Genomic DNA, 21,776 nt, shown 5'->3' with positions numbered 1-21,776 from the left:
GGGAAATATATCTTTTCTGGAAGGATTGCGAAGCCGCAAGGCAGCTGCATACGGAGAAGGCAAATGAAAATTATCTGCGAAAAAGGCTATCACGCCGGAAATGTCCTGCGTCTGGTAGCGGAATATTTGGAAAAACGATATCCGGATGATATGATTCTGGATGAAAATATGGAAATCACGCTTTCACTTAAGAACGGTGAGAACGGTCAGCCCATCGTGCTCGGTGAAGAGGAACTGCAGCTGTCGCACCATACAGCCGATCATTCCGAGGACTATTATAATCATGATGTGCTGACCCATTTGTACACGCGCTGCAAGTACGAGCACGACCTCAAGGTCTTTCAGCTGGCGAATTATGCGCGGCTGACCTGCATTTATATGGATGCCGTCGGCCTGCATGAGATCAACAACCACTTGGGACATGAGGCCGGAGACCACATGCTGCGCTCGATTGCGGACGGGATTCGAAAGTATTTCCCGGATGACTGCGCGTATCGTATCGGCGGTGACGAGTTTGTCCTGCTGTGTCCGGCGCGTCAGCCGGAGGAGCTTGCAGAAAGCCTTGCGGCGTTCTGCGACACAATCCGTGAGATGGGGTATGAGGTCTCGGTCGGCGTGTCTGAGAGCATGGACAGACAGACGCTGAACGAGACGGTCAATCAGGCTGAAACGGCCATGCGGCATGACAAGATGGAGTTTTACCGCAATAACGGCGGTATCCGTCAAATGCGTATCATCGACGACAAGCTGGAGCAGCTGCGCATCAAAAAGCAGGATGTCACCCGTTTTCTGCAGGCGATTGCACCGCTTTACAGGGGAGTGTACATGGTCAATACCAAGCAGGATACCTGTCGGTATATCTATGTTCCGCCGTATTTTAAGACCATGCTGGAGAATAATCATCATGCGTTTATGTCTTCCGTGCGTGAGTACTGCCGCGAACTGGTCCACCCGGAGTATCATGACGAATTTGCAAAACTGCTGGATTACAGCTATATAGAGGAGCAGATTGCGGCGCATGGTTCGCTGAAGATGACCTATCGGATACGGGACGGCAGCCGGGTACATCTCAAAATCACCATGGCCGACCGGAGTTCCGCAGACGCACATGAGCTGCTGTGGATTTTTCTGGACGAAACGCAGTCGAAGAAAGCAGGTGAAGCATGTCCGCAATAGACAATCGAAAATACGCCGGGATTATGAATCTGCCGCATCATGTCTCCCCAACCCGTCCGCAGATGCCTATAAGCGACCGTGCGGCGCAGTTTTCACCGTTTGCGGCGCTGACCGGATATGCCGGTGTTATCCGTGAGACAGCGCGGCTGACCGACCGTCAAATCGAGCTGGATGAGACCATGCTGACCGCGCTCAACGAGCGGTATCAGCTGCTGCTTTCCGTGCTTGATGCAGAACCCGAGGTGGAGATCACCTATTTTGTGCCGGATGAACGCAAATCCGGCGGTGCATACCGCACAGTTTCCGGTGTGGTCAAAAAGGCGGATGAATTCGCGCGACGGCTGACCCTGACAGACGGCACGGTGATTCCGATGGAGGATGTGCTGATGCTGGACGGGGCAATATTTGGACAGAATGAATAAGAAAATCCACGCTCTTCACAAAGAAGAGCGTGGATTTTTGTATAGTTAGCGCAAGGAATCGAGTTCTTCCTGCAGATACCGGAAGAACAAACCGGCGTGGTATCCATCTGCTACCGCATGTGCGATGGTGATATTGACCGGCATATGGACCTTGTCGCCGCATTTTTCATACCTGCCCATGACAACGATGGGGAAGTATGCAGGCTGTCCGTCCGCGACGCGGCTGCCGCAGCCGGTAAACGCCGTCCACGGCGTACAGGATACGCAGTAGAAATTCGCAGGCTGGTTCGGCTTGGTCTTGATGCCCTTGACATCCTTATAGGTCTCCATATCTGCGGTAATGGCGTTGTAAAACGTGGGGAAATCCTCGGAAAAGTCCGTCCAGCAGTCGGAAAACGTGCAGTCATCCGGATGAAAGAATGTGAAATTCGGCACGATTTTATCCCAGACACAGAGTTCGCCGTCCGCGTTTTTGAACATGCGGAAGTTCTCGATGCGGCCTAGCGCCTTGGTGACGCAGTAAATCGCCGTTGCGTAGAATTTACAGCCGTGTGCATGACAGAAACGGAGCAGGTTTTGCACATCCACCGGCGCCGTCATGTTGAATTCGACCTTGAGAGCCTCGGTATAGTAGCGGTAGTGCTCACGGCGAGGCCAGCTTTCCATATCGACTTTTTTGAAGGCTTGCATAGCATTCCATCCTTTCCGAACCCTGCAGGTACACGCCCTGACTTTTTGGCATTTGCAAAGCAAACGCTATTCATGCGCACTAACGCGCGAAATTCAAAATATTGATGATACGACTTGTTCAATAATCTTGCTGCTGTCAAATCTGCTGCTCCGCAGCGAACTGTGCCGCACCTGCGGCAGCTTCCTCACGGCCATCGGACAGCGTGAGCGGACAGCCGAAGGCAGTCTCAAAGCGCTGCTGCAGATACCGGTTCTGCCGCAGACCGTTGCCCGAGCCGATCAGCCTTTTCGGCGTACCGCCGGCCTGACGGTATGCGGTGTACATGCGGTGCAGCTCGTCGGCCATGCCGTCCATCACGCCGTAAATCAGGTGTAAAGGCGTGAAATTATGCGTTGTAAGACCGGAAATACTGCCGGTCAGGCTGCTGTCCGTGCGCGTGCCTTCAAACAGGGTGCAGACGGCAGGCACATCATCCGGACGCGGATTTTCATTTAGCAGACGCGCCATTGCGTTATAGCAGCTGTGCACTTCCGTGCCGAGCATGGACGCGGTGGAGCGGAAAAACTGCTCGAGCAGCGCGTAAGCGCGTCCGCCGCACAGCGAAGCACCGGCCAGAAGATAGCCGCCGCCCGGCATGGGGCGGGTCTCCAAGCCGTCTGCCTGCAGATAGTGCGGCGTGAACACGGAAAACTGACTGCCGGTGCCGACATTCACGAGCATTTCAGCGGTTTTGTTGCGCACCGAGCGCAGAAAGCTGGCTTGATTGTCACCGATGGCGGCACAGACAGCCGCATTTTGGAAGTGCCCGATTACCGGCTCGGCAGCAAGCTGCGGGACAAAGTTCGGGTCGATACCGGCTTTTTGCAGAGCGTTTTGGTCGAAAGCACGGCGTTCCGCGTCGAAAAAGCCGATGCTTGCGGCATTGCTGGCATCCATGCGCGGCGCAGCCAATCCGCACAGCCGCATGGCAAGGTAGTCACCGATGGTGCAGCAGGTGACGGCGGCGGGCGGCACAAGTCCGGCGGCAAGGTTGTACGCGTGCGTTGCCAGACCGTAGCCTGCCGCGGCAAGGTATCCGGTCACGCGCGTGAGATACTGCACCCAGCTTTCGGTTTTGCTGTGCGGCAGGCTGCCGCGTGCATCCTGCCAGGTGTACAGCGGACTGACGGCGTTACCGTCCGCATCCACATACAGAATGCCGTGCATTTGCCCAGTCACGCCGATGGAATGAATATCCGGATAGCGTTCAAACAGCGTTTCGATAACAGAAAGTGCGGTTTGCGTGATCTTTTCCACGTCCTGCTCGCGTGCGCACGCCAGTGCAGACGGAATAAAGGCACCGTTTGCCCGCGTTTCGCTGGCGAGGAATTGCTCGTCCTCGAGCACAGCCGCGCTGATTGTTGTGGTGCCGATGTCAATGCCTAATGTTGTCATGCTGGGTCCCTCGGTTCGCCTGATGGTTCTGTCAGCAGTATAGCACAGCGGAGCGTGTATGAAAAGGAATTGCGCACAAATTTGTCCACAAGTTTGTGGATAATTTACCGACTTGAAAAACGAGTTGCACATGCTATAATAAAGTCGCAGAACAGAGAAAAGGGGAGCGAACAACATGGACCGAAATTTTCTCAAGCAGAGCATTCGGCGTGAGCTGGACTATTACAAGGACGGCCTGTTCAACGAGGATGAGGACGAATACTGGGAGCGTGCATGGGCGGCGCCGGACGATGATGACAGCATGGCGGAAAACGGCTTTCTCAATGTAGCGATGGCGCACCTGCAGGGCGATGAATGCGACGAAATCGTGCTGCTCGGCACGGAATACGGCTATCATGAGCCGGATTACGACAGTTATATCGACATCGGACACGCCTTTGTCAACGATATGGGCACCGGATTTCTGCAGACCGAGGGCACCGAGGATGATTGGGAACAGCTGGTTGACGATATTGCGGAAATTCTGGCTGGAAAGACGGAGTAGCTTTCCACCAAGTTATCCACATTGCTGTGGATAAAATAAAAAACGCTCGAGTAATCTCGAGCGTTTCAGTCTGTCGAAAAAGTCGTATGGTCAGCATTTTTCAGCATTTCGCGCGGCAGCGCGCATGAAACAGCATTAGCTCTGCAAATGCTCAAAAAGGGGGAGCATGTATCACCCTTTTTGAACTTCTGGAGGGAGAAAGTTTCTGTATAGGAACTTTCGGACGACTTTGGAACGGTCTACAATCCGTTCCTGCTTGTCGACGAAACTGTAGTTTCGCGACAGCCTCAAACGCTCGAGTAATCTCGAGCGTTTTTTATCGTTACGGCGGAGAAAAGGCGCAGCTGGAGGCCGCGCCTTAAACCTTAATATTATTGCAGGGGTGTTATTTTACAGCACCTGCGACATCAAAATCGCGCAGATCATAATCGGAATATTAAACGCGATAAACGTTGGGATACAGGTATCGCGGATATGGTCGTGCTGACCGTCGGCGTTGAGACCGGAGGTTGGGCCGAGCGTGGTATCGGATGCGGGCGAACCTGCATCGCCAAGGGCAGCGGCGGCCGAAATGAGCAGGATGGTAGCCGGAGTGGAGAACCCAAGCGAGCTGCACATCGGCACGAACAGCACAGCGAGCACGGGCACAGTGCCGAACGAGGTGCCGATGCCCATCGTCACCAGCAGGCCGATGAGTGTAATGACAATCGCAGCGACAACCTTGCTGCCGCCTACGGCGGAAATACCGGCGTTTACGAGCGCGTCAATGCCGCCGGTGGCCTTGATGACTGAGGCGTAGCCGCCTGCCACCAGCATAATAATGGCAATCTGGCCCATCAGACGGATACCGCCCTCGATCTGCTCGTCAATGTCACTCCATTTGATAGCGCGGAACACGATGATGATGATCAGGCCGCACAGCGCGGAAAGCGCCAGATCCTGACTGATAACCTGCACGACTGCGACAACAATCGCGGCGGCAAGCATGACATAATGGCGGTACTCGAGCTTTTCCGAAATTACCTCGGCAGCGGAGGTGTCTGCTTCAATGTCGTGGTAGTCCCGCGGCTTGCGGTACAGGACAAATACGGCGATGAACAGACCGATCAGCATGGCAACGCCAATACTCCAGTTGGCGGCGGTAACGTCCTTGACCGTTACAGAAAGACCGTTTTCACTCAGATTATCCGCGATAACGCGCTGGAAAATCAATCCGAAACCAAACGGAATGGTGATATATGGCGCTTTATGGCCGAACGCCAGCGCACACGCAACGGCACGCCGGTCAAGCCGCATACGGTTCATCATGCCGAGCAGCGGCGGCACGAGAATCGGGATGTATGCGATATGCACCGGAATGAGGTTCTGCGACAGGCAGGCAACGAGCGTCAGCACACCAATGAGCGCCAGCTTGTGTCCGCCGAGCAGGCGCGACAGCTTTTTCGACAGAATATCGGCCAGACCGGTCGTGGCGATGCAGGTGGCAAACGTGCCGAGCAGGATGTACGCCAGCGCAGTCGTGGCGTTGCTGGCAAAGCCGCCGGTCAGCAGCTGCATGACGGTCTGCGTGCCCTCGGGCGCGTTCAGCAGCGGGATACCGCCGGCCACGCCGCCGATGATGCACGCGATGAGCATGGACAGCAGCACATTCAAACCGGTCAGGCACAGAACACAGAGCACCAGTACGGATATCGTGACCGGGTTTGTGAGCAGGCTGAAAAGAATAGACATGTATCATTCTCCTTAGAAACAAAAACCGCATGCAGCGGGACTTGCACACGGTAAAGTATTGAAGTTTTTCTTATTGTAGCAGAAAAAAGCCAAACCGTCAAGAAATGTTTCTTATCGAAAGAAGTTGTTGGAAAAGCAAACGGCACCTGCGGGAAACAGGTGCCGAAAAAGGATACTATATAAATAGATATACCGGAAATCACTGGCGGCGCTTAAAATCCAGATAGCCCTGCAGGATAAGCGTTGCCGCGACTGCATCGACGTTCTGACGGTGTTTTTTCTCTTTTTTGCCGCTGCGGTGCAGGATTTCGTGTGCGGCGACCGTCGTGCGGCGCTCGTCCCACAGCACAACGTGCAGTCCGGTGCGCTCCTCCAGCTCCTTCGCCAGAGTCTCGCACTTCTCGGCACGAGGGCCAACTGTGCCGTCCATGTTCTTCGGGTGGCCGAGGACGATCTCCTCAATCTTGTTTTCCTGAATGAAGGCCACCAGCTTGTCCACCAGCTTGGCGTAATTCCACTCATGGATCACGCTCGGCGAGCCGGCAAGAAAGCCGGAAGGATCGGAGATCGAAAGGCCGGTGCGGGCGTCTCCGTAATCAATGCCCAAAATACGCATAGTCATACTCCTGTTTCTTGGGCAGTTTTTCAAATCGGTGTTTTCTGCCCGTGTGATTACCCTGAGTATACCATAAAAAACGAAAATAATCAGCACTTTTTCAGAAAAAATGCTTGACCGTAAATCGCTCACATGCTATACTAAAAACACCTATGCAGGTTCTTTTTTTGCGCCTATTTTTCGTGTGTCTGAAAAGTTGACGTCGGAACGCTGACAGAGGGAGGCAATTAGCTTCAAGCCGTGTCACAGGGATACGGAAACGAAGCGAGATATTAAAAGGAGGTGCCGTTATCTATGCGCGTAAAGATCACGCTGGCCTGCACCGAGTGCAAGCAGAGAAACTATGACACAATGAAGAACAAGAAGAATGATCCGGATCGTCTGGAAATGAACAAGTACTGCCGTTTCTGCCGGAAGCACACGCTTCACCGCGAAACGAAGTAAGGGAAAGGAAGTAGCTTAATGGCTGAAGAAACCAAAGCGAAAAAGCCCGGTCTCTTTGCTCGTATCGGCAAGTGGTTCCGCGAATTGAAGAGCGAATGCCGTAAGATCGTCTGGCCCACCCGTGAGCAGACGACGAATAATACGCTGGTCGTTATCGCCTGCGTAGTCATCATCGGCATTTTCATCTGGGTGCTTGACATCGTATTCGGTCTTGGTGTCCAGACGCTGCTTAAACATTTCGCCGCCTAACTTAAAAGGAGGCAACAATGTCAGACGCTGCAAAATGGTACGTTGTTCATACGTACTCCGGCTACGAAAACAAGGTAGCCTCTTCGATCGAAAAAGCGGTCGAAAACCGCAAGCTGCATGACCTGATCCAAGCCGTCAACATCCCGACCGAGAAGGTCGTTGAGGTAAAGGACGGCAAAAGCCGCGAGGTAGAGCGCAAGCTGTACCCGGGCTACGTGCTCGTTAAGATGATCATGACCGATGAAACCTGGTATCTGGTCCGCAATACGCGCGGCTGCACCGGTTTTCTGGGTCAGGACAAGTCCGGCGGCTCTAAGCCGATTCCGCTGACTGAGGAAGAGATCATCGCAATGGGCGTGGAAAAGCGCGAGATCGAGGTAAACTACGCCGCAGGCGACAGTGTTCGCGTTATCGACGGCGCGCTGGCAGGCTTTATCGGCGTTGTATCGTCGGTTGAGCCGGATAAGAACAAGGTAAACGTAACCGTTTCCATGTTCGGCCGCGAAACCCCTGTCGAGCTTGAGCTCGATCAGGTTGAAACTCTCGACGAGTGACAATGAGCGGAAGATAGATTTCCGCATTTACGGCAAGTGGGAGAGTTCCGTGCCAATTAGGAACTCGCCAGCCACCACATTTTTTGAAGGAGGAACCTTTCAACATGGCACAGAAAGTAGTAGGTTATATCAAGCTCCAGATTCCCGCAGGCAAGGCAACCCCGGCTCCCCCGGTAGGTCCGGCTCTCGGCCAGCACGGTGTAAACATCATGGCTTTCACCAAGGAATTCAACGAGCGCACCAAGAACGATGCCGGCATGATCATTCCGGTTATCATTACGGTTTATGCTGACCGTTCGTTCAGCTTCGTTACCAAGACGCCTCCGGCGCCGGTTCTGATCAAGAAGGCTTGCGGCATCGAGTCCGGTTCTGCTGTACCGAACAAGACCAAGGTTGCAAAGCTGTCCAAGGCTGACTGCCAGAAGATCGCAGAGACCAAGATGCCCGACCTGAACGCCGCTTCTCTCGAGGCTGCTATGAGCATGATCGCGGGCACCGCCCGTTCGATGGGTATCACCGTCGAGGAGTAATCTCCGGTTTTTATTTGTTGTACGAAGCTGCGGCTATCTGCCGCATACAGTGGGAGGGTTATTCAAGTTCCCGCTTAACCACTTAAGGAGGATTTATTGTGCATAAAGGTAAAAAGTATGTAGACAGCGCAAAGACGATCGACCGCACCAAGCAGTACGATCCGGCTGAAGCGCTTTCCACCGTTGTTTCCACCGCGAAGGCTAAGTTCGATGAGACCATCGAGCTGCACGTAAAGCTGGGCGTTGACTCCCGTCACGCTGACCAGCAGGTTCGCGGCGCTATCGTTCTGCCCCACGGCACCGGCAAGCAGGTTCGCGTTGCTGTATTCGCTAAGGGCGCAAAGGCTGACGAGGCTCTGGCTGCAGGCGCAGACATCGTTGGTGCAGAGGACCTGATGGAGCGCATCCAGAAGGAGAACTTCTTTGAGTTCGACGTAGTTATCGCTACCCCGGACATGATGGGCGTTGTAGGCCGTCTGGGCCGCGTGCTTGGTCCTAAGGGCCTGATGCCGAACCCGAAGGCTGGTACCGTATCTATGGACGTTACCAAGGCTGTTCAGGAGTCCAAGGCTGGTAAGATCGAGTACCGTCTTGACAAGACCAACATCATCCACTGCCCGATCGGCAAGGCTTCCTTCGGCGCTGAGAAGCTGCAGGACAACTTCGACGCTCTGATGGGTGCTATCATCAAGGCTAAGCCGGCTGCTGCAAAGGGTCAGTACGTTCGTTCCTGCGTTGTTGCTTCTACCATGGGCCCCGGCATCAAGGTAAGCACCGCAAAGATGATCGGCTAATTCAATAGCATTTTACTCGGCGGTTTTCCGCTGAGCGTCAGAAAGACAGACCGATGATTTCGATTGTTGGTCTGTCTTTTTGTAAAATAGCGTGGATTTTTACTGCACCAGACAGCGTGTGTCGAAAAATACGAAAACTCTCTCGATTTCAGAAAAATAGCAGGAAAGGCAGGTTAATTATGCCCGGTTTAGTCTTAGAAGGCGGCACCTTCCGCCCGGTATTCTCCTGCGGCGTGATGGACGCGCTGCTCGACAACGACATCATGTTCGATTACGTTATCGGCGTGTCCGCCGGCATCACCTATGCGGCGTCGTATCTCTCGCGGCAGCGCGAGCGCAACATTAACATACTGCGGCAGTATCGTGGCGACAAGCGCTATTTCGGCGCGCGCAACCTGCTGCACGACCACTCCATCTTCGGTACGGATTTTGTGTTCGATACCATCCCGAACCAGCTTATGCCGTTTGACTGGGACACATTCCATAAATATCAGGGTAAATATTTGGTGGGTGTCACCAATGCAAAGACCGGCAAGGCCGAATACCTCGACGGCATGCGTATGGACCGTCCGTGCACGATGCTGCGAGCGACCTGCGCCATCCCGATCTACTTTCCGCCGGTGCAGATGGGCGGCGAAACGTATTACGACGGCGGTCTGGCTGACCCGATCCCGATTCTGCGCAGCCTGCACGACGGCAACGAGCGCAATCTGATCGTGCTTACGCAGCCGGAAAGCTACCGCAAAACGCTTGGACGCGGCGTGCAGTTCACCGCAAAGTGGCTGAAACGCAAATATCCGGCAATGCCCAAGGTGCTGCTTGAGCGTGCCAAGCACTACAACGAGACAGTTTGCTTCTGTCACCGCCTTGCGGAGAACAAACCGCAGGATACCGTACTCCTTCAGCCGGAAAAATCGCTGAACAGCTTTGAAAAAGACGTGAAAAAGCTGGAATGGGGCTATGAAATGGGGTATAATATGACGTGTGCCCGGATGGAGCAGATCAAAAATCTGTTCCGCTGACGGGTTTTGGTAAAAGAGAAATATTTTAGGGGGAATGAAAAAACGATGCAAAGCAACAGAATCATTCAGGTAGAGGAAAAGGTGCCGCCGCGCCTGCTCGTGCCGCTGTCCATCCAGCATATGTTTGCGATGTTCGGCGCGTCCGTGCTCGTGCCGTTCATCTTCAAGATGAACCCGGCGATCGTGCTGTTCATGAACGGTATCGGCACGCTGCTGTTCATCCTCATCACCAAGGGCAAGGCGCCCGCATACCTCGGCTCGTCGTTCGCGTTTATCGCTCCGGCGACCATCGTTATTAAAAACTGGGGTTATCAGTATGCGCTCGGCGGCTTTGTTGTCGTAGGTGCGTGCGGCTGTGTGCTCGCGTTCATTATCTATAAGTGTGGCACGGACTGGATCAACGTCGTTCTGCCGCCCGCAGCCATGGGCCCGGTCGTTGCGCTGATCGGCTTGGAGCTAGCAGGATCGGCGGCTGAAACCGGCTGTATTATCGGTAGTGGCGTAACGAGAGGCACGGTCATCACGTTCCTCGTAACGCTGGCCGTTGCGGTATTCGGCAGCGTGCTGTTCCGCGGCTTCTTCTCGACTATCCCGATTTTGATCGCCATTATCTGCGGCTATATTGCGGGTGTGTTCACGGGCGTTATCAAGATGGAGACCATTGTGGATGCGCTGCACACCAGCATTATCTCTATTCCGAATTTCCAGACCCCGAAGTTTGACATCAACGCGATTTTGATCATTCTTCCGGTCATTCTGGTTATCGCAAATGAGCATATCGGTCATCAGCTGGTTACCGGCAAGGTCATCGGCCGCGATCTGCTCAAGGATCCCGGTCTGCACCGTTCGCTGTTCGCGGATAACTTCTCGACTATGATCTCCGGCTTTATCGGCTCGGTGCCGACCACCACCTACGGCGAGAACATCGGCGTTATGGCCATCACCAAGGTGTACTCCGTGCGCGTTATCGGCGGCGCGGCTGTGCTGAGCATCATCTGCTCGTTCGTCGGCCCGCTGGCGGCACTTATCCAGACGATTCCGGGTCCGGTCATCGGCGGTATCTCGTTCCTGCTGTACGGCATGATCGGCACCTCCGGTCTGCGTATTCTGGTTGACAACCATGTGGATTACAGCAAGAACCGCAACATGATTCTGACCTCGGTTATCTTTGTTACCGGTCTGTCCGGCGTGACGCTGGCGCTGGGCGATGTATCGCTCTCCGGTATGACCCTCGCTGCTATCGTCGGCATGATCATGAGCCTTGTGTTCTATGCGTTCGATAAACTGCATCTGTCGAATGATGCGTAAATGAATCGAAAAAGCGTCTGCGTGAGCAGACGCTTTTTTATTATGAAAATCATGAAACAGGTGTGGAATCGGACGGATCAGCTTGTGCAATCGCTTCCAGATGGAGCAGGGTTTGATTTAACATATTTAACTGTGCCGGTCCGATCGACGTCAGAGCAAATGGAAGCGATGGAATAGCAGAGAAACGCTTTTGAATCTTGATATCGGTATCACAGCCTGCATATGAAATGCTGAATTTAGTCTCGGTTTCAAAGATATTTCCTAATATGCCAGAGGTCTGAAGGATTTTCCACAGTTCAGATACCGCGGTATGATTAGAAAAGTCTAATTCTATATATGGATGATTGGGATTCTTGATTTGAATAACGATTGCTAATTTGTCATAGACCGTTTGCCCGGCGGCATGCTGTTCGGCGGCGCCTTGAGAAATGCCGCCTTTCGTTTTCCTCTGCGTATAGGCGTGCGCGGAAGTAATGAGCTGTGCCTGGAGAATATCGGAGTAGGGGAGAGAAAAACACTCAAATGCTTCTAACGGGTGGGCATTTGTGCATTGAAGGGCATGTAATTCCGGCAAATCCTTTGTTTTATAATAGAGTAATTGCTGATTGGCACTGTCCAGAATAATACCTTGCGAACCGGAAAAATTGATACGGCATCGATCAATAACAGCATGGGAGGGGCATGTAATTTCTATGCTCCAGTCACATTTGCTGCCCTGTGTCTGCAAATGTTGGTATAAGGCGGTATAAGCTGCTTCTAACCATTTAGGTAAGTCTCGATTAAACAGATGTACAACATCCTGTCGTGCCTCGTCATGAAGCCACTTGTTGGATAGTATGGAACGAAGGGCAGCATAGATTCCCCGGAGTATGAGAGCTATGATCAGACATACTAAGAGCGTTAGTAAGATTACCATGTACAGTCCTCCTATTATCTTCTTTAGTATAGCTGGAAGAAATATGTATGTCAATTAAAAATATCATAATGATATCGTAATATCATCGTGATTAGCATACCCTATAATAAGGTGATAGCATGCTGATTATAGGGGAACGAATTAAAATGCTGCGGGAGAGCCACAACATCTCACAGGCCGCGCTGGCAAAGCGGCTGGGCATCACACGGTCGAGCGTAAATGCGTGGGAATTGGGCCTGAATGTACCGAGTACGCAGTATATTATCGAATTATCCGAGATTTTCAAGGTATCGACAGACTATCTGCTGTGTGTTGCAAAAACGCAGACGCTGGATTTAACAGGTCTGGACGAGGAGGATATTGGCGTTCTGTATGCGCTGGCGACCTATCTGCGCAGAAAGAACCGCGAAATGAAATTATAAAAATAATTAGAAAAGTGTCTGCTCATGCAGATGCTTTTTATTATCCCATTGTTGAAAACCGGAAATCCGTACTATATAATTGTAAATATTCTGACAGATAACGGAGAAAACACAATGCAGAACGAAAAAACATCCGTTTTGGTGCTCGCACAGTGCGATTTGACCATGCGCGAGACATTAAATACCCGATTCGGCACGCAGTGCGCGTTCGCGTTCGCGGAGAACGGCGAACACCCGACCGCAGAGCAGCTTCGCGCGGCTGCGGTTATTTTCGGTGAACCGAGTGAAGCCCAGCTGGCGCAGACCGAAAACCTGCGTCTGCTGCAGCTGACCTGGGCGGGCGCGGACAAGTACACGCGCATGGAAAATCTACCGCGGAGCATGGTGCTGGCGAATGCATCCGGTGCGTTCGGCACGATCATCGCGGAGTACGCGATTGGCAGTCTGGTGGCGCTGTACCGCTCGTTTGGACGGTATTGGAGCAATAAACAGGCGTATATCTGGCAAAAATACGACCATGCGGAGACGATTTCCGGCAAGACCGCGCTTGTACTCGGCATGGGCGACATCGGCGCGAATGTGGCCCGCCGATTGAAGGTCTTTGGCGCAGCTGTGCTCGGCGTGAAGCGCACAGCGGTTTCGGCCGTACCGGCAGACTTCGACGAAGCACATACACTCGGTGCGTTAGACGCTCTGCTCCCGCGGGCGAACATCGTCATTGGCTGCCTTCCGAACACGCGCGAGACCGCGGGTCTGCTGACGGCCGAGCGTCTGCACGCGATGAAAGCAGGCGCGGTGCTGGTCAATGTCGGACGCGGCAGTCTGGCGGGGACGGACGATCTGGTGTCGGCTTTGCAGGACGGCCATCTCGGCGGCGCCGCACTCGATGTGTTCGAGACCGAACCGCTTCCGGCGGACTGTCCGCTGTGGGACATGGAGAACGTGCTGCTCACGCCGCATATCGCAGGCCCGAGCTTCGGCGGCAGCGCGGACGTGCAGAACACGATCTGGCATATCTGCATGGACAATCTGGAGCGGTATTTGATCGGAAACCCGCTGAAAAATGTCGTAAACCGGTCGGAGGGATACTGATACGCGTTTCCCGCAGGTATAGCAACAAAGAGAAAACGAGCCGAAAGCCATGCTGTCGGCTCGTTTTTTGGTGCTCAGCAGTTTTTGAAAAACCAGATAATAAAGTTGATAACCTCTATGCCGAGGAAAATCAGGGCAACCACGCAGATGACAGCCGTTGCCGCCATAAACTGGATGGACGGTTCGCCCAGGCTTTCAATAACCACGCAGGTCAGCGCAATAAACAAGCTGATCATGCACGCCGTATGCAGCGGATGGTGCAGGATCCACTTGCTGATCTGACCGGATTCGTCGGATTTCGGTGCAGGCTCGGTTGTTTTCTGCTCTGCGGAGACAGGCCGGCGGCCGCCGGACGCATTCGGTGCATTGCGCGCCGCTTCCTGCATGCCCTGCCGGTAGTGCACATAGCCGTCAAGTCCCTTGCCGTAGAAGCCGTAATCGTCGTTTTTCATATGCCTGACCTCCTTTTCATGCTTTGAGTATCGCATATCGGGTGTCCGATAAAACGGACTCAGAAGCGGTTGAACACAAATTTTCCAAATTACTGTTTTTACCATAGCATAACCGGGCGCAAAACACAAGCGGTGAAGATATGTACAAATACTGCCGGTTCCAATTGTGCAAAGTGATGAAAAAGTTATAAATACGCAAAACTGACACCAAATCGACAAAATTTTGTGATAAACGGCATTGCAAAAAATGTAAAACAGTGGTATGATGTAGGCAAATAAGAGGCACAAGGGTACCCTTGTGTCTGAGGTACTCGCCCTCAGACACAAAACCTTCCTAAGTACAAATTTTGCGAAGGAAGGGCGAAACGGCACCGCTTTTGCCGGAAAAAAATAATTTTGAGGAGGATAAACATGAAAAGAAGATTGTTATCGGCTTTTCTCGCTGTGATGATGGTGCTGACCATGGCGCCGGTGGCATTTGCGGCGGATGGCGTTGAGCCGACTGACGGCACTGGTTCCAGTGAAGCTGCACCTGCCAAGACGCCGCAGCAGCAGATTGACGGCATTAAAGGAACCGGCACAGTTACCTTGGATCAGGATTATACCGAGGATATTACGATTCAGCAGGGTCAGAACATTACGCTTAACCTGAATGGTAAGAAGCTGACGAACAAGACCGGCCATACCATTACTGTTGAACAGGGTGCAACCTTGACGATTAACGGTGTGGGCACTGTTGATAATGTAACTCACGCTAAGAGCGCTCTGGTAAACTATGGTGAGGTTGTGCTTAATAATGGTGTTACATTGGAACGCTCAAGCGAAAAGGGTACTTTAAGCCCATATAGCGATGGCGGTAATAGCTGTTATACCATCCTTAATGATAAGGGTGCTACGATGACCATCAATAATGCTACGGTCAAAAATAGTGGTGGCTATTCCAGTGCAATTCGCAATGGTGGCGATTCTGAGTGCAATGATGAATCGCATCTCACTATTAAAGATGGTAATTTTAGCGGTGGTCTTAATGCCGTAAAAAATGATGAGTGTGGTATCCTGACGATTGATGGTGGTACATTTAGCAACACTTCCCAGTACGTTATCATGAACTGGAATAAGGCTACCATTACTAATGGCACTTTTTCTGTTAAGGATAGCGCAGATGCGGTTTTGTTTACCGCTGCATATCATGCGAACAGAGCAGTAGGCGAGCTGATTGTTAATAATGGCACATTTACGGGCAATGGCTCGCAGAAAATGGTTGAAAACCATTATGGTTCGTCTTATACTGGCACGGCGAGCATTACCGGCGGTACATTCTCCTCTGATGTTTCTGCATATGTTGCAGAGGGTTACGTTCAGAATAACGGCACTGTTGAGCGACTGGGTGAAACCAATGCGGTAGCTAAGATTGGCAATACCTATTATAAATCCCTTGTTGATGCATACGCAGCTCTGCCGCGCGGCGAGGGTGCTGCTCCGTCTGAGCCGACTACGATTACACTGCTCAAGGATAGCGATGGCGGCGGTATTGGTAGCGATAAGACTGACAATTATATGAATTATGTAATTGATTTTAATGGTCATACTTATACGGTTGGCGCGCCGGCAGTCGGTTCTACTGGTACTGTATCGCAGGGTATTCGTGTACTGAAGACGAGCACTGCAAAGTTTATGAACGGTACATTAAAAGCTGCAAATTATAATCAGTTAGTGCAGGTCGTTCATACTTATGGTGATGTAACTTTCCAAGATTTCACTGTTGATGCAACGGAAGATCAATATGCTCAGATTGCTTATGAAGTTGATAACGGCACTCTAAATATTAAGGGCAATTCCAATATTTTGGCTTATAACGGCCAGACGGGTCTGTATGTAGCATTTTGGCCGCGCGGTGGTTATACGGGTGGTACAACGGTTAATGTTGATACCACAGGCAAAATCACGGGCAAAATGGTATATGAGTGGGACGATAAAGCGGATACTGCTGAACAGCAGACGGAAAATAAGGCCGTTCTGAATATTAAAAACGGTAATTTTGATATTACCAATATTCAAACTCTGTTTACATCGTCTCTCCCGTCTAATCTGAAAGTTCCGAAGATTTATATTTCCGGCGGCTACTTCAACGTTGACCCGTCCGCTTACTGCGTAACCGGCAAGACCGGCGTAGCAAGTGATAAGGACGGCTACAAGTACAAGGTTGGCACCGTTGAAGTTAAGGACGAAAACGAAATCAAGACTGATACCCAAAAGGGCGCTACTCAGGCAACTCTGGGCGATAAAATCGCTGCAGGCGATAAAACTGCTGCAACGGCTGTCGGCACAAGCGTAACTCCGACCAAGCTGACGGACACCACTCCGATTACGGCAGACGACAAGGCGCAGGCTCTGACTGAACTTGTAAAGAACAAAAAGGTTACATTGAATCAGGACGGCACGATTCCGCAGGATACTACCGTTACCGTTGTAAAGGAAACCTACCTGGATGTTACCGTAACTGCATATGATACCACGAGCAATACGGTTTCTATGAACATTGCTCCGAAGTATAACCTGATTGCAGTTGCAAAGACTGGTGCTGATGAGAAAACGGTTCCTCTGAAATCTGCACAGGATGCAAAGGTTGGTTCGACTGAGGTTAAGGTAACTCTGCCGGATGCTTTCAAGGGCAAAAAGGTTTATATCAACCACAATAATGGTGCTAACCTGTATGTTGCAACTGCCGATGCAACTACCGGCAAGATTACGTTTACTACCAACGGTTTCAGCCCGTTCACTTTTGCACTGACTAACCCGGATGTTGTTGCTGAGGTAAACGGCAATGCGTACAAGTCTCTGCAGGATGCTGCAAACGCAGCGAAGGACGGCGACGAAATCACCGTTGTAAAGAACGATAAACTTGACTTGACCTTCAACACCACCAAGTCTGTTAAGGTAAAGAACGACACCGGCGTTGCTATTATCGTTAAGTTTAACGGCACGAACAAGGATGTTGCCAAGGATGCAACGGAGACCTTCTCCTACACCAAGCCGTCCTCCGGTTCCTCCGGCGGCAGCTCCTCCGGCAAGACGACCTACAAGGTAACCACCTCGGCGGTTAACAACGGCGGCGTAAACGCTTCTCCGTCCTCCGCGGAAAAGGGCGCGACCATCACCATTACCCTGTCCCCGGACAAGGGCTACAAGCTGGACAAGCTGACCGTTATCGACGGCTCCGGCAAGACGGTCTCTACCGTTAAGAAGAGCGACACGGTTTACACCTTCACCATGCCTGCTTCCGCAGTGAAGGTTGGCGTAAGCTATGTTAAGGCCACCGAAACCCCGTCTAAGACCACGTTTAACGACGTTTCCGCGAACGACTGGTTCGCTTCCGCGGTTGATTATGTAACCGGCAAGGGCATGATGAACGGCACCGCAGCGAATACCTTCTCTCCGAAGGCTAATACCACCCGCGGCATGCTGATGACGGTTCTGGCACGCCATGCCGGCGAGGACACCACCGGCGGCTCTGTCTGGTACGAAAAGGGTATGAACTGGGCTAAGGCGAACGGCGTATCCGACGGCACCAACCCGCAGGTGAACATCACCCGCGAGCAGCTGGCAGCTATGCTGTACCGTTACGCGCAGAACAAGAAGTATGACGTTTCTGTCGGCGAGGATACCAATATCCTCTCCTACACGGACGCGCAGACCATCTCGCAGTACGCGATCCCGGCGATCCAGTGGGCTTGCGGCGCCGGCGTGATGAACGGCAAGTCCGGCAGCAAGCTGGACCCGAAGGGCTACGCGACCCGCGCGGAAGTAGCGGCAATGCTCATGCGTTTCTGCGAAAACGTGGAAAAGTAAGCGAAAATGCAACAAAAACCGCACAGCTTCGGCTGTGCGGTTTTTTTGCTTGCCAAAGACGCTTTTCTACGGTAAAATGGGAAATAGAGGAGAAGGGGAAAGAGAAAGAAGGAAATCCTATGCCAATCGGAGTAATTGTCAACTGTATCTCGGTGCTGGCCGGCGGCGTGATCGGTTCCGCACTGGGACACGTCCTGCCGAACAGCCTGAAAGAGCACCTGCCGACGCTGTTCGGCATGTGTTCGATCGCTATCGGTATCAATTCCATCATCAAGGCGGTCAGCATGACAGCGGTCGTGCTGGCGATTCTGGTGGGGTTTACCATCGGGCACCTGCTGCACCTTGAGGATTGGACAAGCCGGTTTTTTCATCGACTGGTCAAAACCATGCACCTCGGCGGGGATAATATTGATATGGAGTTCTACATCACGGCGGTCGCGCTGTTCTGCTGCTCGGGCTTCGGGTGGTACAGCACGCTGACTGAGGGCATCGCGGGCGATCCGAACCTGCTGTTTGCAAAGTCCGTGCTGGACTTGTTCACTGCAATGATCTTCGCGTCTACGCTCGGCAAGGCCATCTGCGCTATCCCGCTGCCGCAGTGCGTGATTCTCCTGTGCGTGTTTATCGCAGGACGGCTGCTGTCCGGTGTGCTCACACCGGAAATGTTCGCGGATTTGTCCGCGTGCGGCGGCGTGCTGACTATGTCGGCCGGTTTTCGTGTCTCCAAGATCAAATCCGTGCTGCTGATCGATCTCATGCCCGCGCTGATACTCGTCATGCCGTTCAGCGCACTCTGGACCATGCTGATGGGATAAATTTGAAGCAGACTCTTTTACGGGTCTGCTTTTCTTTTGCTTGACAATAGTCCTAAATCATACTATAATGAAGTGGTACGATTTAGGACTATTGAGGTGCATTATGGATTTTCGCAGACAAATGAACGACTTGTGCGCATGTATTTTTCGACAGGATGAGCTGTACGACATCTGGGCGAAGCACAGCGGCATGAAACCCAGTACAGTAACGGTGCTTTATATGTTAGATCAGTTTTCGGAGATGACACAAGGAGGAATCGCGCAGATGTGCCTGCTGCCCAAGCAGACAATTCATACGGTGGTGCAGGAGCTGGAGCAGGCCGGTTATCTGGAAAAGGTGAGCGTATCCGGCCGCAAGGAAAAGCCGCTGCGTCTGACCGAATCCGGCAAACGCTACACAGCGGATAAGCTGGGCGGTCTGTATCGCGCAGAGGAACGCGCCGCCGCTGCCATGGGCACTGAGCAGTTCGCCATGATGGTGGAAATGACCCGAAAATTTACCGATTCTTTTGAAAAGGAGATTCGCAATGGAGCAGAATAACGCGCTTGCGCGCAAATTCAACGCCGCATCGCTGCTCCGATTCGCACTGCCGAACATTGCAATGATGATGCTGCTGTCGATGTACACCATCGTGGACGGCATGTTTATTTCGCGGTTTGCCGGAACAACCGCGCTTTCCGCCATCAATATGTCGTTTCCGCTCAACTGCCTGCAGATGGCTACCGGCATTATGCTCGGCACGGGCGGCAGCGCTATTATCGCCCGCCGGCAGGGGGAGGGACGAACAGAAGAGGCGCGCCGCAACTTCACCATGCTGATTGCAGTTGCGCTGGGTATCGGTCTGATTTTCGCCGTGTTTGGCAATCTGTTTCTGAACCCCATCCTGCGTCTGCTTGGCACGAGTGAGCTGCAGTGGGCAGACTGCCGTATTTATACACGCATTCAGCTGGTGTTTGCACCCATGCTGTTTCTGCAGACTGCCTTCCAGACATTGTTCGTCACCGCAGGCAAGCCGGGCTTGGGTCTGCTGACCTCGGTGGGCGGCGGCATCACAAACGTGGTGCTTGACTGGCTGTTCATGGGCCCGATGAACATGGGCGTTGCCGGTGCGGCGATTGCCACCTGCCTCGGCTACTGCGTGCCGTCCATCGTTGGTTTGGTGTATTTCACTAAAAACCGCACTGGAAGCTTGTACTTTGTGCCCTTCAAATTCGACGGACAGACTCTGCTTGCCGCGTGCGGCAATGGCTCGTCCGAGATGGTCAGCAACATTGCGAACGCCATCACCACATTCGTGTTCAATACGCTGTTCATGTGCTACCGCGGCGAAGACGGTGTAGCCGCCATCACGATTGCAATGTACTTCCAGTTCGTGTTTACGGCGGTGTATTTCGGCTTCTCGATGGGCGTTGCACCGGTTATCAGTTACAAATTCGGCGAGAAAAATATCCCGCAGCTGAGGCATATCTTCCGCATCTGCATAACGTTCGTGCTGGCGTGCTCGCTCGGCACATATTTGCTCTCGTGGCTGACGCTCGAGCCGGCGCTGACCCTGTTTACGCCGCGCGGCAGCAGTGTGTATGGGATTGCCATGCACGGCTTTCCGATTTATGCGGTCAGCTTCCTGCTCATGGGCACGAGTATTTTCGCGTCCTCGCTGTTTACCGCGCTCTCGGATGGTCTCGTGTCTGCGATCATCTCGTTTTCGCGCACGCTTGTGTTCCTCGTGGCGATGCTGCTGCTCCTGCCGCTGATTTTGCAGGAAACCGGCATCTGGCTGGCTGTTCCGGTAGCAGAGGCGCTCGGCGTGATGGTTTCGGTGTTTTTTCTCGTCAAGGGACGGAAAAAGTATCAGTATTAAGGGAAAGAGTGCTGTTGAGGGAACAGCACTCTTTTGTTATATATAGGTGAAATATAACGAATTGTATATAGGATGAAGGTGTAGAGTAAAGGAAAAGCGCGCAAACGGCGGAGCGCTAAGGTCGGCGAACCCTGCGGTGAAGTCTAACATCAGAACACTTCAAACAGGAACGCATTGCATATCTGTACTACAGCAACCGCAGAATCAAGGCAAAGCGAAAGGGCCTGCCGCCTGTAATTCACAGGCAGCAAGCCCTTTCGGTCGCTTGAACAATTTTTGTCTGACTTTTAGAGGTCACTTCAAAAAATGCCTTGCTGTTGTATTTGAGGGAATGAAAAGCATTTGGAGCTGCTTTTCTAATTTAGAATAGAGAGAGGAGAAAGAAATTCTAAGAAGAATTACTCGCCGACCTTGACGAACACGCCGCCAGCCTGGCAGGACTCGGTAGCAGCCTTAGCCATGAGAACCGGACGCAGGCCGTCGATAGCGCCGACAACAGTCTGGGTATCGTTGTTGATTGCATCAACGAAGGAGATAACCTGATTGATGAATGCCTGGTTGTAACGCTCGAGGAAGAACCACAGCGGCTTCTCGGAGTGAGCGCCATCCTTGGTCAGTACGGTGGTGGTGTTCAGCAGGTCGTTGGCATCAGAAGCCATGCCCTTAGAGCCGAACGCCTCAACGCGCTGGTCGTAGCCGTAAACTGCCTGACGGGAGTTGTTGATAACAGCGATGCAGCCGTTAGCCATCTTCATGGTAACAACAGCGGTGTCAACATCCGGAATACCGGACTCTTCCTGCAGGTTCGGGTTAACGAGGCAGGAACCAACAGCGGAGATCTCAACAGCCTCGG

23 protein-coding genes are annotated in these 21,776 nt (G+C 52.6%); 16 read left to right on the top strand and 7 right to left on the bottom strand.

The window, feature by feature from the left end:
* Nucleotides 1–63: 63 nt before the first annotated feature.
* Nucleotides 64–1,176 carry a GGDEF domain-containing protein gene (locus ACWVX6_RS04950; RefSeq protein ID WP_455152507.1) on the top strand — a complete coding sequence of 371 codons (1,113 nt, stop codon included), beginning with the start codon at nucleotides 64–66 and terminating at the stop codon, nucleotides 1,174–1,176.
* Nucleotides 1,164–1,598 (top strand): hypothetical protein, encoded by a 435-nt coding sequence (locus ACWVX6_RS04945; protein ID WP_455152506.1) that lies wholly within the window; start codon nucleotides 1,164–1,166, stop codon nucleotides 1,596–1,598. Before ACWVX6_RS04950 ends, ACWVX6_RS04945 begins: the two co-directional genes overlap by 13 nt.
* A 45-nt stretch (nucleotides 1,599–1,643) precedes the next feature.
* On the opposite strand, the gene ACWVX6_RS04940 is transcribed toward ACWVX6_RS04945, so the two are convergent.
* Both ACWVX6_RS04940 and ACWVX6_RS04935 read right to left on the bottom strand, forming a co-directional pair.
* The gene (locus ACWVX6_RS04940; RefSeq protein ID WP_455152505.1) at nucleotides 1,644–2,288 is read right to left on the bottom strand and encodes a CatA-like O-acetyltransferase; all 645 of its coding nucleotides are present in this window, start codon (nucleotides 2,286–2,288) and stop codon (nucleotides 1,644–1,646) included.
* Between the two features lie 136 nt (nucleotides 2,289–2,424).
* Nucleotides 2,425–3,723, bottom strand: a complete 1,299-nt coding sequence (locus ACWVX6_RS04935; protein WP_455152504.1) for a sedoheptulokinase — start codon at nucleotides 3,721–3,723, stop codon at nucleotides 2,425–2,427.
* Nucleotides 3,724–3,898: 175 nt separating this feature from the next.
* On the opposite strand from ACWVX6_RS04935, the gene ACWVX6_RS04930 reads away from it, so the two are divergent.
* A complete protein-coding gene (locus tag ACWVX6_RS04930) occupies nucleotides 3,899–4,267 on the top strand; it encodes a hypothetical protein (RefSeq protein ID WP_117751899.1) in 369 nt (122 codons plus the stop codon).
* A 390-nt stretch (nucleotides 4,268–4,657) separates the two neighbouring features.
* Here ACWVX6_RS04930 and ACWVX6_RS04925 read toward each other — a convergent pair whose 3' ends face one another.
* Both ACWVX6_RS04925 and ruvX read right to left on the bottom strand, forming a co-directional pair.
* Nucleotides 4,658–5,998, bottom strand: coding sequence for a Na+/H+ antiporter family protein (locus ACWVX6_RS04925; RefSeq protein WP_117491467.1), 1,341 nt, complete (start codon nucleotides 5,996–5,998; stop codon nucleotides 4,658–4,660).
* A gap of 199 nt (nucleotides 5,999–6,197) precedes the next feature.
* The gene (gene ruvX, locus ACWVX6_RS04920) at nucleotides 6,198–6,614 is read right to left on the bottom strand and encodes a Holliday junction resolvase RuvX (protein ID WP_116705447.1); all 417 of its coding nucleotides are present in this window, start codon (nucleotides 6,612–6,614) and stop codon (nucleotides 6,198–6,200) included.
* A 294-nt stretch (nucleotides 6,615–6,908) separates the two neighbouring features.
* On the opposite strand from ruvX, the gene rpmG reads away from it, so the two are divergent.
* The 7 genes from rpmG to uraA all read left to right on the top strand — a co-directional run bounded on the left by rpmG (nucleotide 6,909) and on the right by uraA (nucleotide 11,515).
* Complete coding sequence (gene rpmG / locus ACWVX6_RS04915; RefSeq protein ID WP_110435831.1) at nucleotides 6,909–7,058, top strand: 50S ribosomal protein L33; 150 nt, start codon at nucleotides 6,909–6,911, stop codon at nucleotides 7,056–7,058.
* 18 nt (nucleotides 7,059–7,076) lie between these two features.
* Nucleotides 7,077–7,307: a preprotein translocase subunit SecE gene (gene secE / locus ACWVX6_RS04910; protein ID WP_110435832.1), complete on the top strand. Its 231-nt coding sequence runs from the start codon at nucleotides 7,077–7,079 to the stop codon at nucleotides 7,305–7,307.
* 17 nt (nucleotides 7,308–7,324) lie between these two features.
* Nucleotides 7,325–7,861 carry a transcription termination/antitermination protein NusG gene (nusG, locus tag ACWVX6_RS04905; RefSeq protein WP_110435833.1) on the top strand — a complete coding sequence of 179 codons (537 nt, stop codon included), beginning with the start codon at nucleotides 7,325–7,327 and terminating at the stop codon, nucleotides 7,859–7,861.
* A gap of 104 nt (nucleotides 7,862–7,965) precedes the next feature.
* Complete coding sequence (gene rplK, locus ACWVX6_RS04900) at nucleotides 7,966–8,391, top strand: 50S ribosomal protein L11 (protein ID WP_110435834.1); 426 nt, start codon at nucleotides 7,966–7,968, stop codon at nucleotides 8,389–8,391.
* A 98-nt stretch (nucleotides 8,392–8,489) separates the two neighbouring features.
* On the top strand, nucleotides 8,490–9,185 hold the full coding sequence (rplA, locus tag ACWVX6_RS04895; protein ID WP_118360867.1) for a 50S ribosomal protein L1: 696 nt from the start codon (nucleotides 8,490–8,492) through the stop codon (nucleotides 9,183–9,185).
* 179 nt (nucleotides 9,186–9,364) lie between these two features.
* Entirely contained in the window at nucleotides 9,365–10,207 is an 843-nt protein-coding gene (locus ACWVX6_RS04890) for a patatin-like phospholipase family protein (protein ID WP_455152503.1), read from the top strand.
* Between the two features lie 45 nt (nucleotides 10,208–10,252).
* A complete protein-coding gene (gene uraA, locus ACWVX6_RS04885) occupies nucleotides 10,253–11,515 on the top strand; it encodes a uracil permease (RefSeq protein WP_455152502.1) in 1,263 nt (420 codons plus the stop codon).
* A 49-nt stretch (nucleotides 11,516–11,564) separates the two neighbouring features.
* On the opposite strand, the gene ACWVX6_RS04880 is transcribed toward uraA, so the two are convergent.
* Nucleotides 11,565–12,431 (bottom strand): hypothetical protein, encoded by an 867-nt coding sequence (locus ACWVX6_RS04880; RefSeq protein ID WP_455152501.1) that lies wholly within the window; start codon nucleotides 12,429–12,431, stop codon nucleotides 11,565–11,567.
* Nucleotides 12,432–12,550: 119 nt separating this feature from the next.
* On the opposite strand from ACWVX6_RS04880, the gene ACWVX6_RS04875 reads away from it, so the two are divergent.
* Together ACWVX6_RS04875 and ACWVX6_RS04870 are read left to right on the top strand one after the other, a co-directional pair.
* Complete coding sequence (locus tag ACWVX6_RS04875) at nucleotides 12,551–12,853, top strand: helix-turn-helix domain-containing protein (protein ID WP_455152500.1); 303 nt, start codon at nucleotides 12,551–12,553, stop codon at nucleotides 12,851–12,853.
* 114 nt (nucleotides 12,854–12,967) lie between these two features.
* Nucleotides 12,968–13,945 (top strand): D-2-hydroxyacid dehydrogenase, encoded by a 978-nt coding sequence (locus ACWVX6_RS04870; protein WP_455152499.1) that lies wholly within the window; start codon nucleotides 12,968–12,970, stop codon nucleotides 13,943–13,945.
* 74 nt (nucleotides 13,946–14,019) lie between these two features.
* Here ACWVX6_RS04870 and ACWVX6_RS04865 read toward each other — a convergent pair whose 3' ends face one another.
* Nucleotides 14,020–14,397: a hypothetical protein gene (locus ACWVX6_RS04865; protein WP_455152498.1), complete on the bottom strand. Its 378-nt coding sequence runs from the start codon at nucleotides 14,395–14,397 to the stop codon at nucleotides 14,020–14,022.
* Nucleotides 14,398–14,808: 411 nt separating this feature from the next.
* On the opposite strand from ACWVX6_RS04865, the gene ACWVX6_RS04860 reads away from it, so the two are divergent.
* The 4 genes from ACWVX6_RS04860 (at nucleotide 14,809) to ACWVX6_RS04845 (ending at nucleotide 20,923) form a co-directional block, all read left to right on the top strand.
* Entirely contained in the window at nucleotides 14,809–18,246 is a 3,438-nt protein-coding gene (locus ACWVX6_RS04860) for an S-layer homology domain-containing protein (protein ID WP_455152497.1), read from the top strand.
* Between the two features lie 119 nt (nucleotides 18,247–18,365).
* Nucleotides 18,366–19,061, top strand: coding sequence for a DUF554 domain-containing protein (locus ACWVX6_RS04855; RefSeq protein ID WP_455152496.1), 696 nt, complete (start codon nucleotides 18,366–18,368; stop codon nucleotides 19,059–19,061).
* A gap of 103 nt (nucleotides 19,062–19,164) precedes the next feature.
* Complete coding sequence (locus ACWVX6_RS04850) at nucleotides 19,165–19,602, top strand: MarR family transcriptional regulator (RefSeq protein ID WP_158575223.1); 438 nt, start codon at nucleotides 19,165–19,167, stop codon at nucleotides 19,600–19,602.
* Nucleotides 19,589–20,923, top strand: a complete 1,335-nt coding sequence (locus ACWVX6_RS04845; protein WP_455152495.1) for an MATE family efflux transporter — start codon at nucleotides 19,589–19,591, stop codon at nucleotides 20,921–20,923. The genes ACWVX6_RS04850 and ACWVX6_RS04845 overlap by 14 nt, the downstream gene beginning before the upstream one ends.
* A gap of 398 nt (nucleotides 20,924–21,321) precedes the next feature.
* On the opposite strand, the gene ACWVX6_RS04840 is transcribed toward ACWVX6_RS04845, so the two are convergent.
* Nucleotides 21,322–21,776: Gfo/Idh/MocA family protein (locus ACWVX6_RS04840; protein ID WP_455152494.1), on the bottom strand; the 455-nt coding region annotated here is incomplete at its 5' end.

Source organism: Butyricicoccus sp. (assembly GCF_977037065.1).
This window is presented reverse-complemented; position numbering and strand designations above follow the sequence as displayed.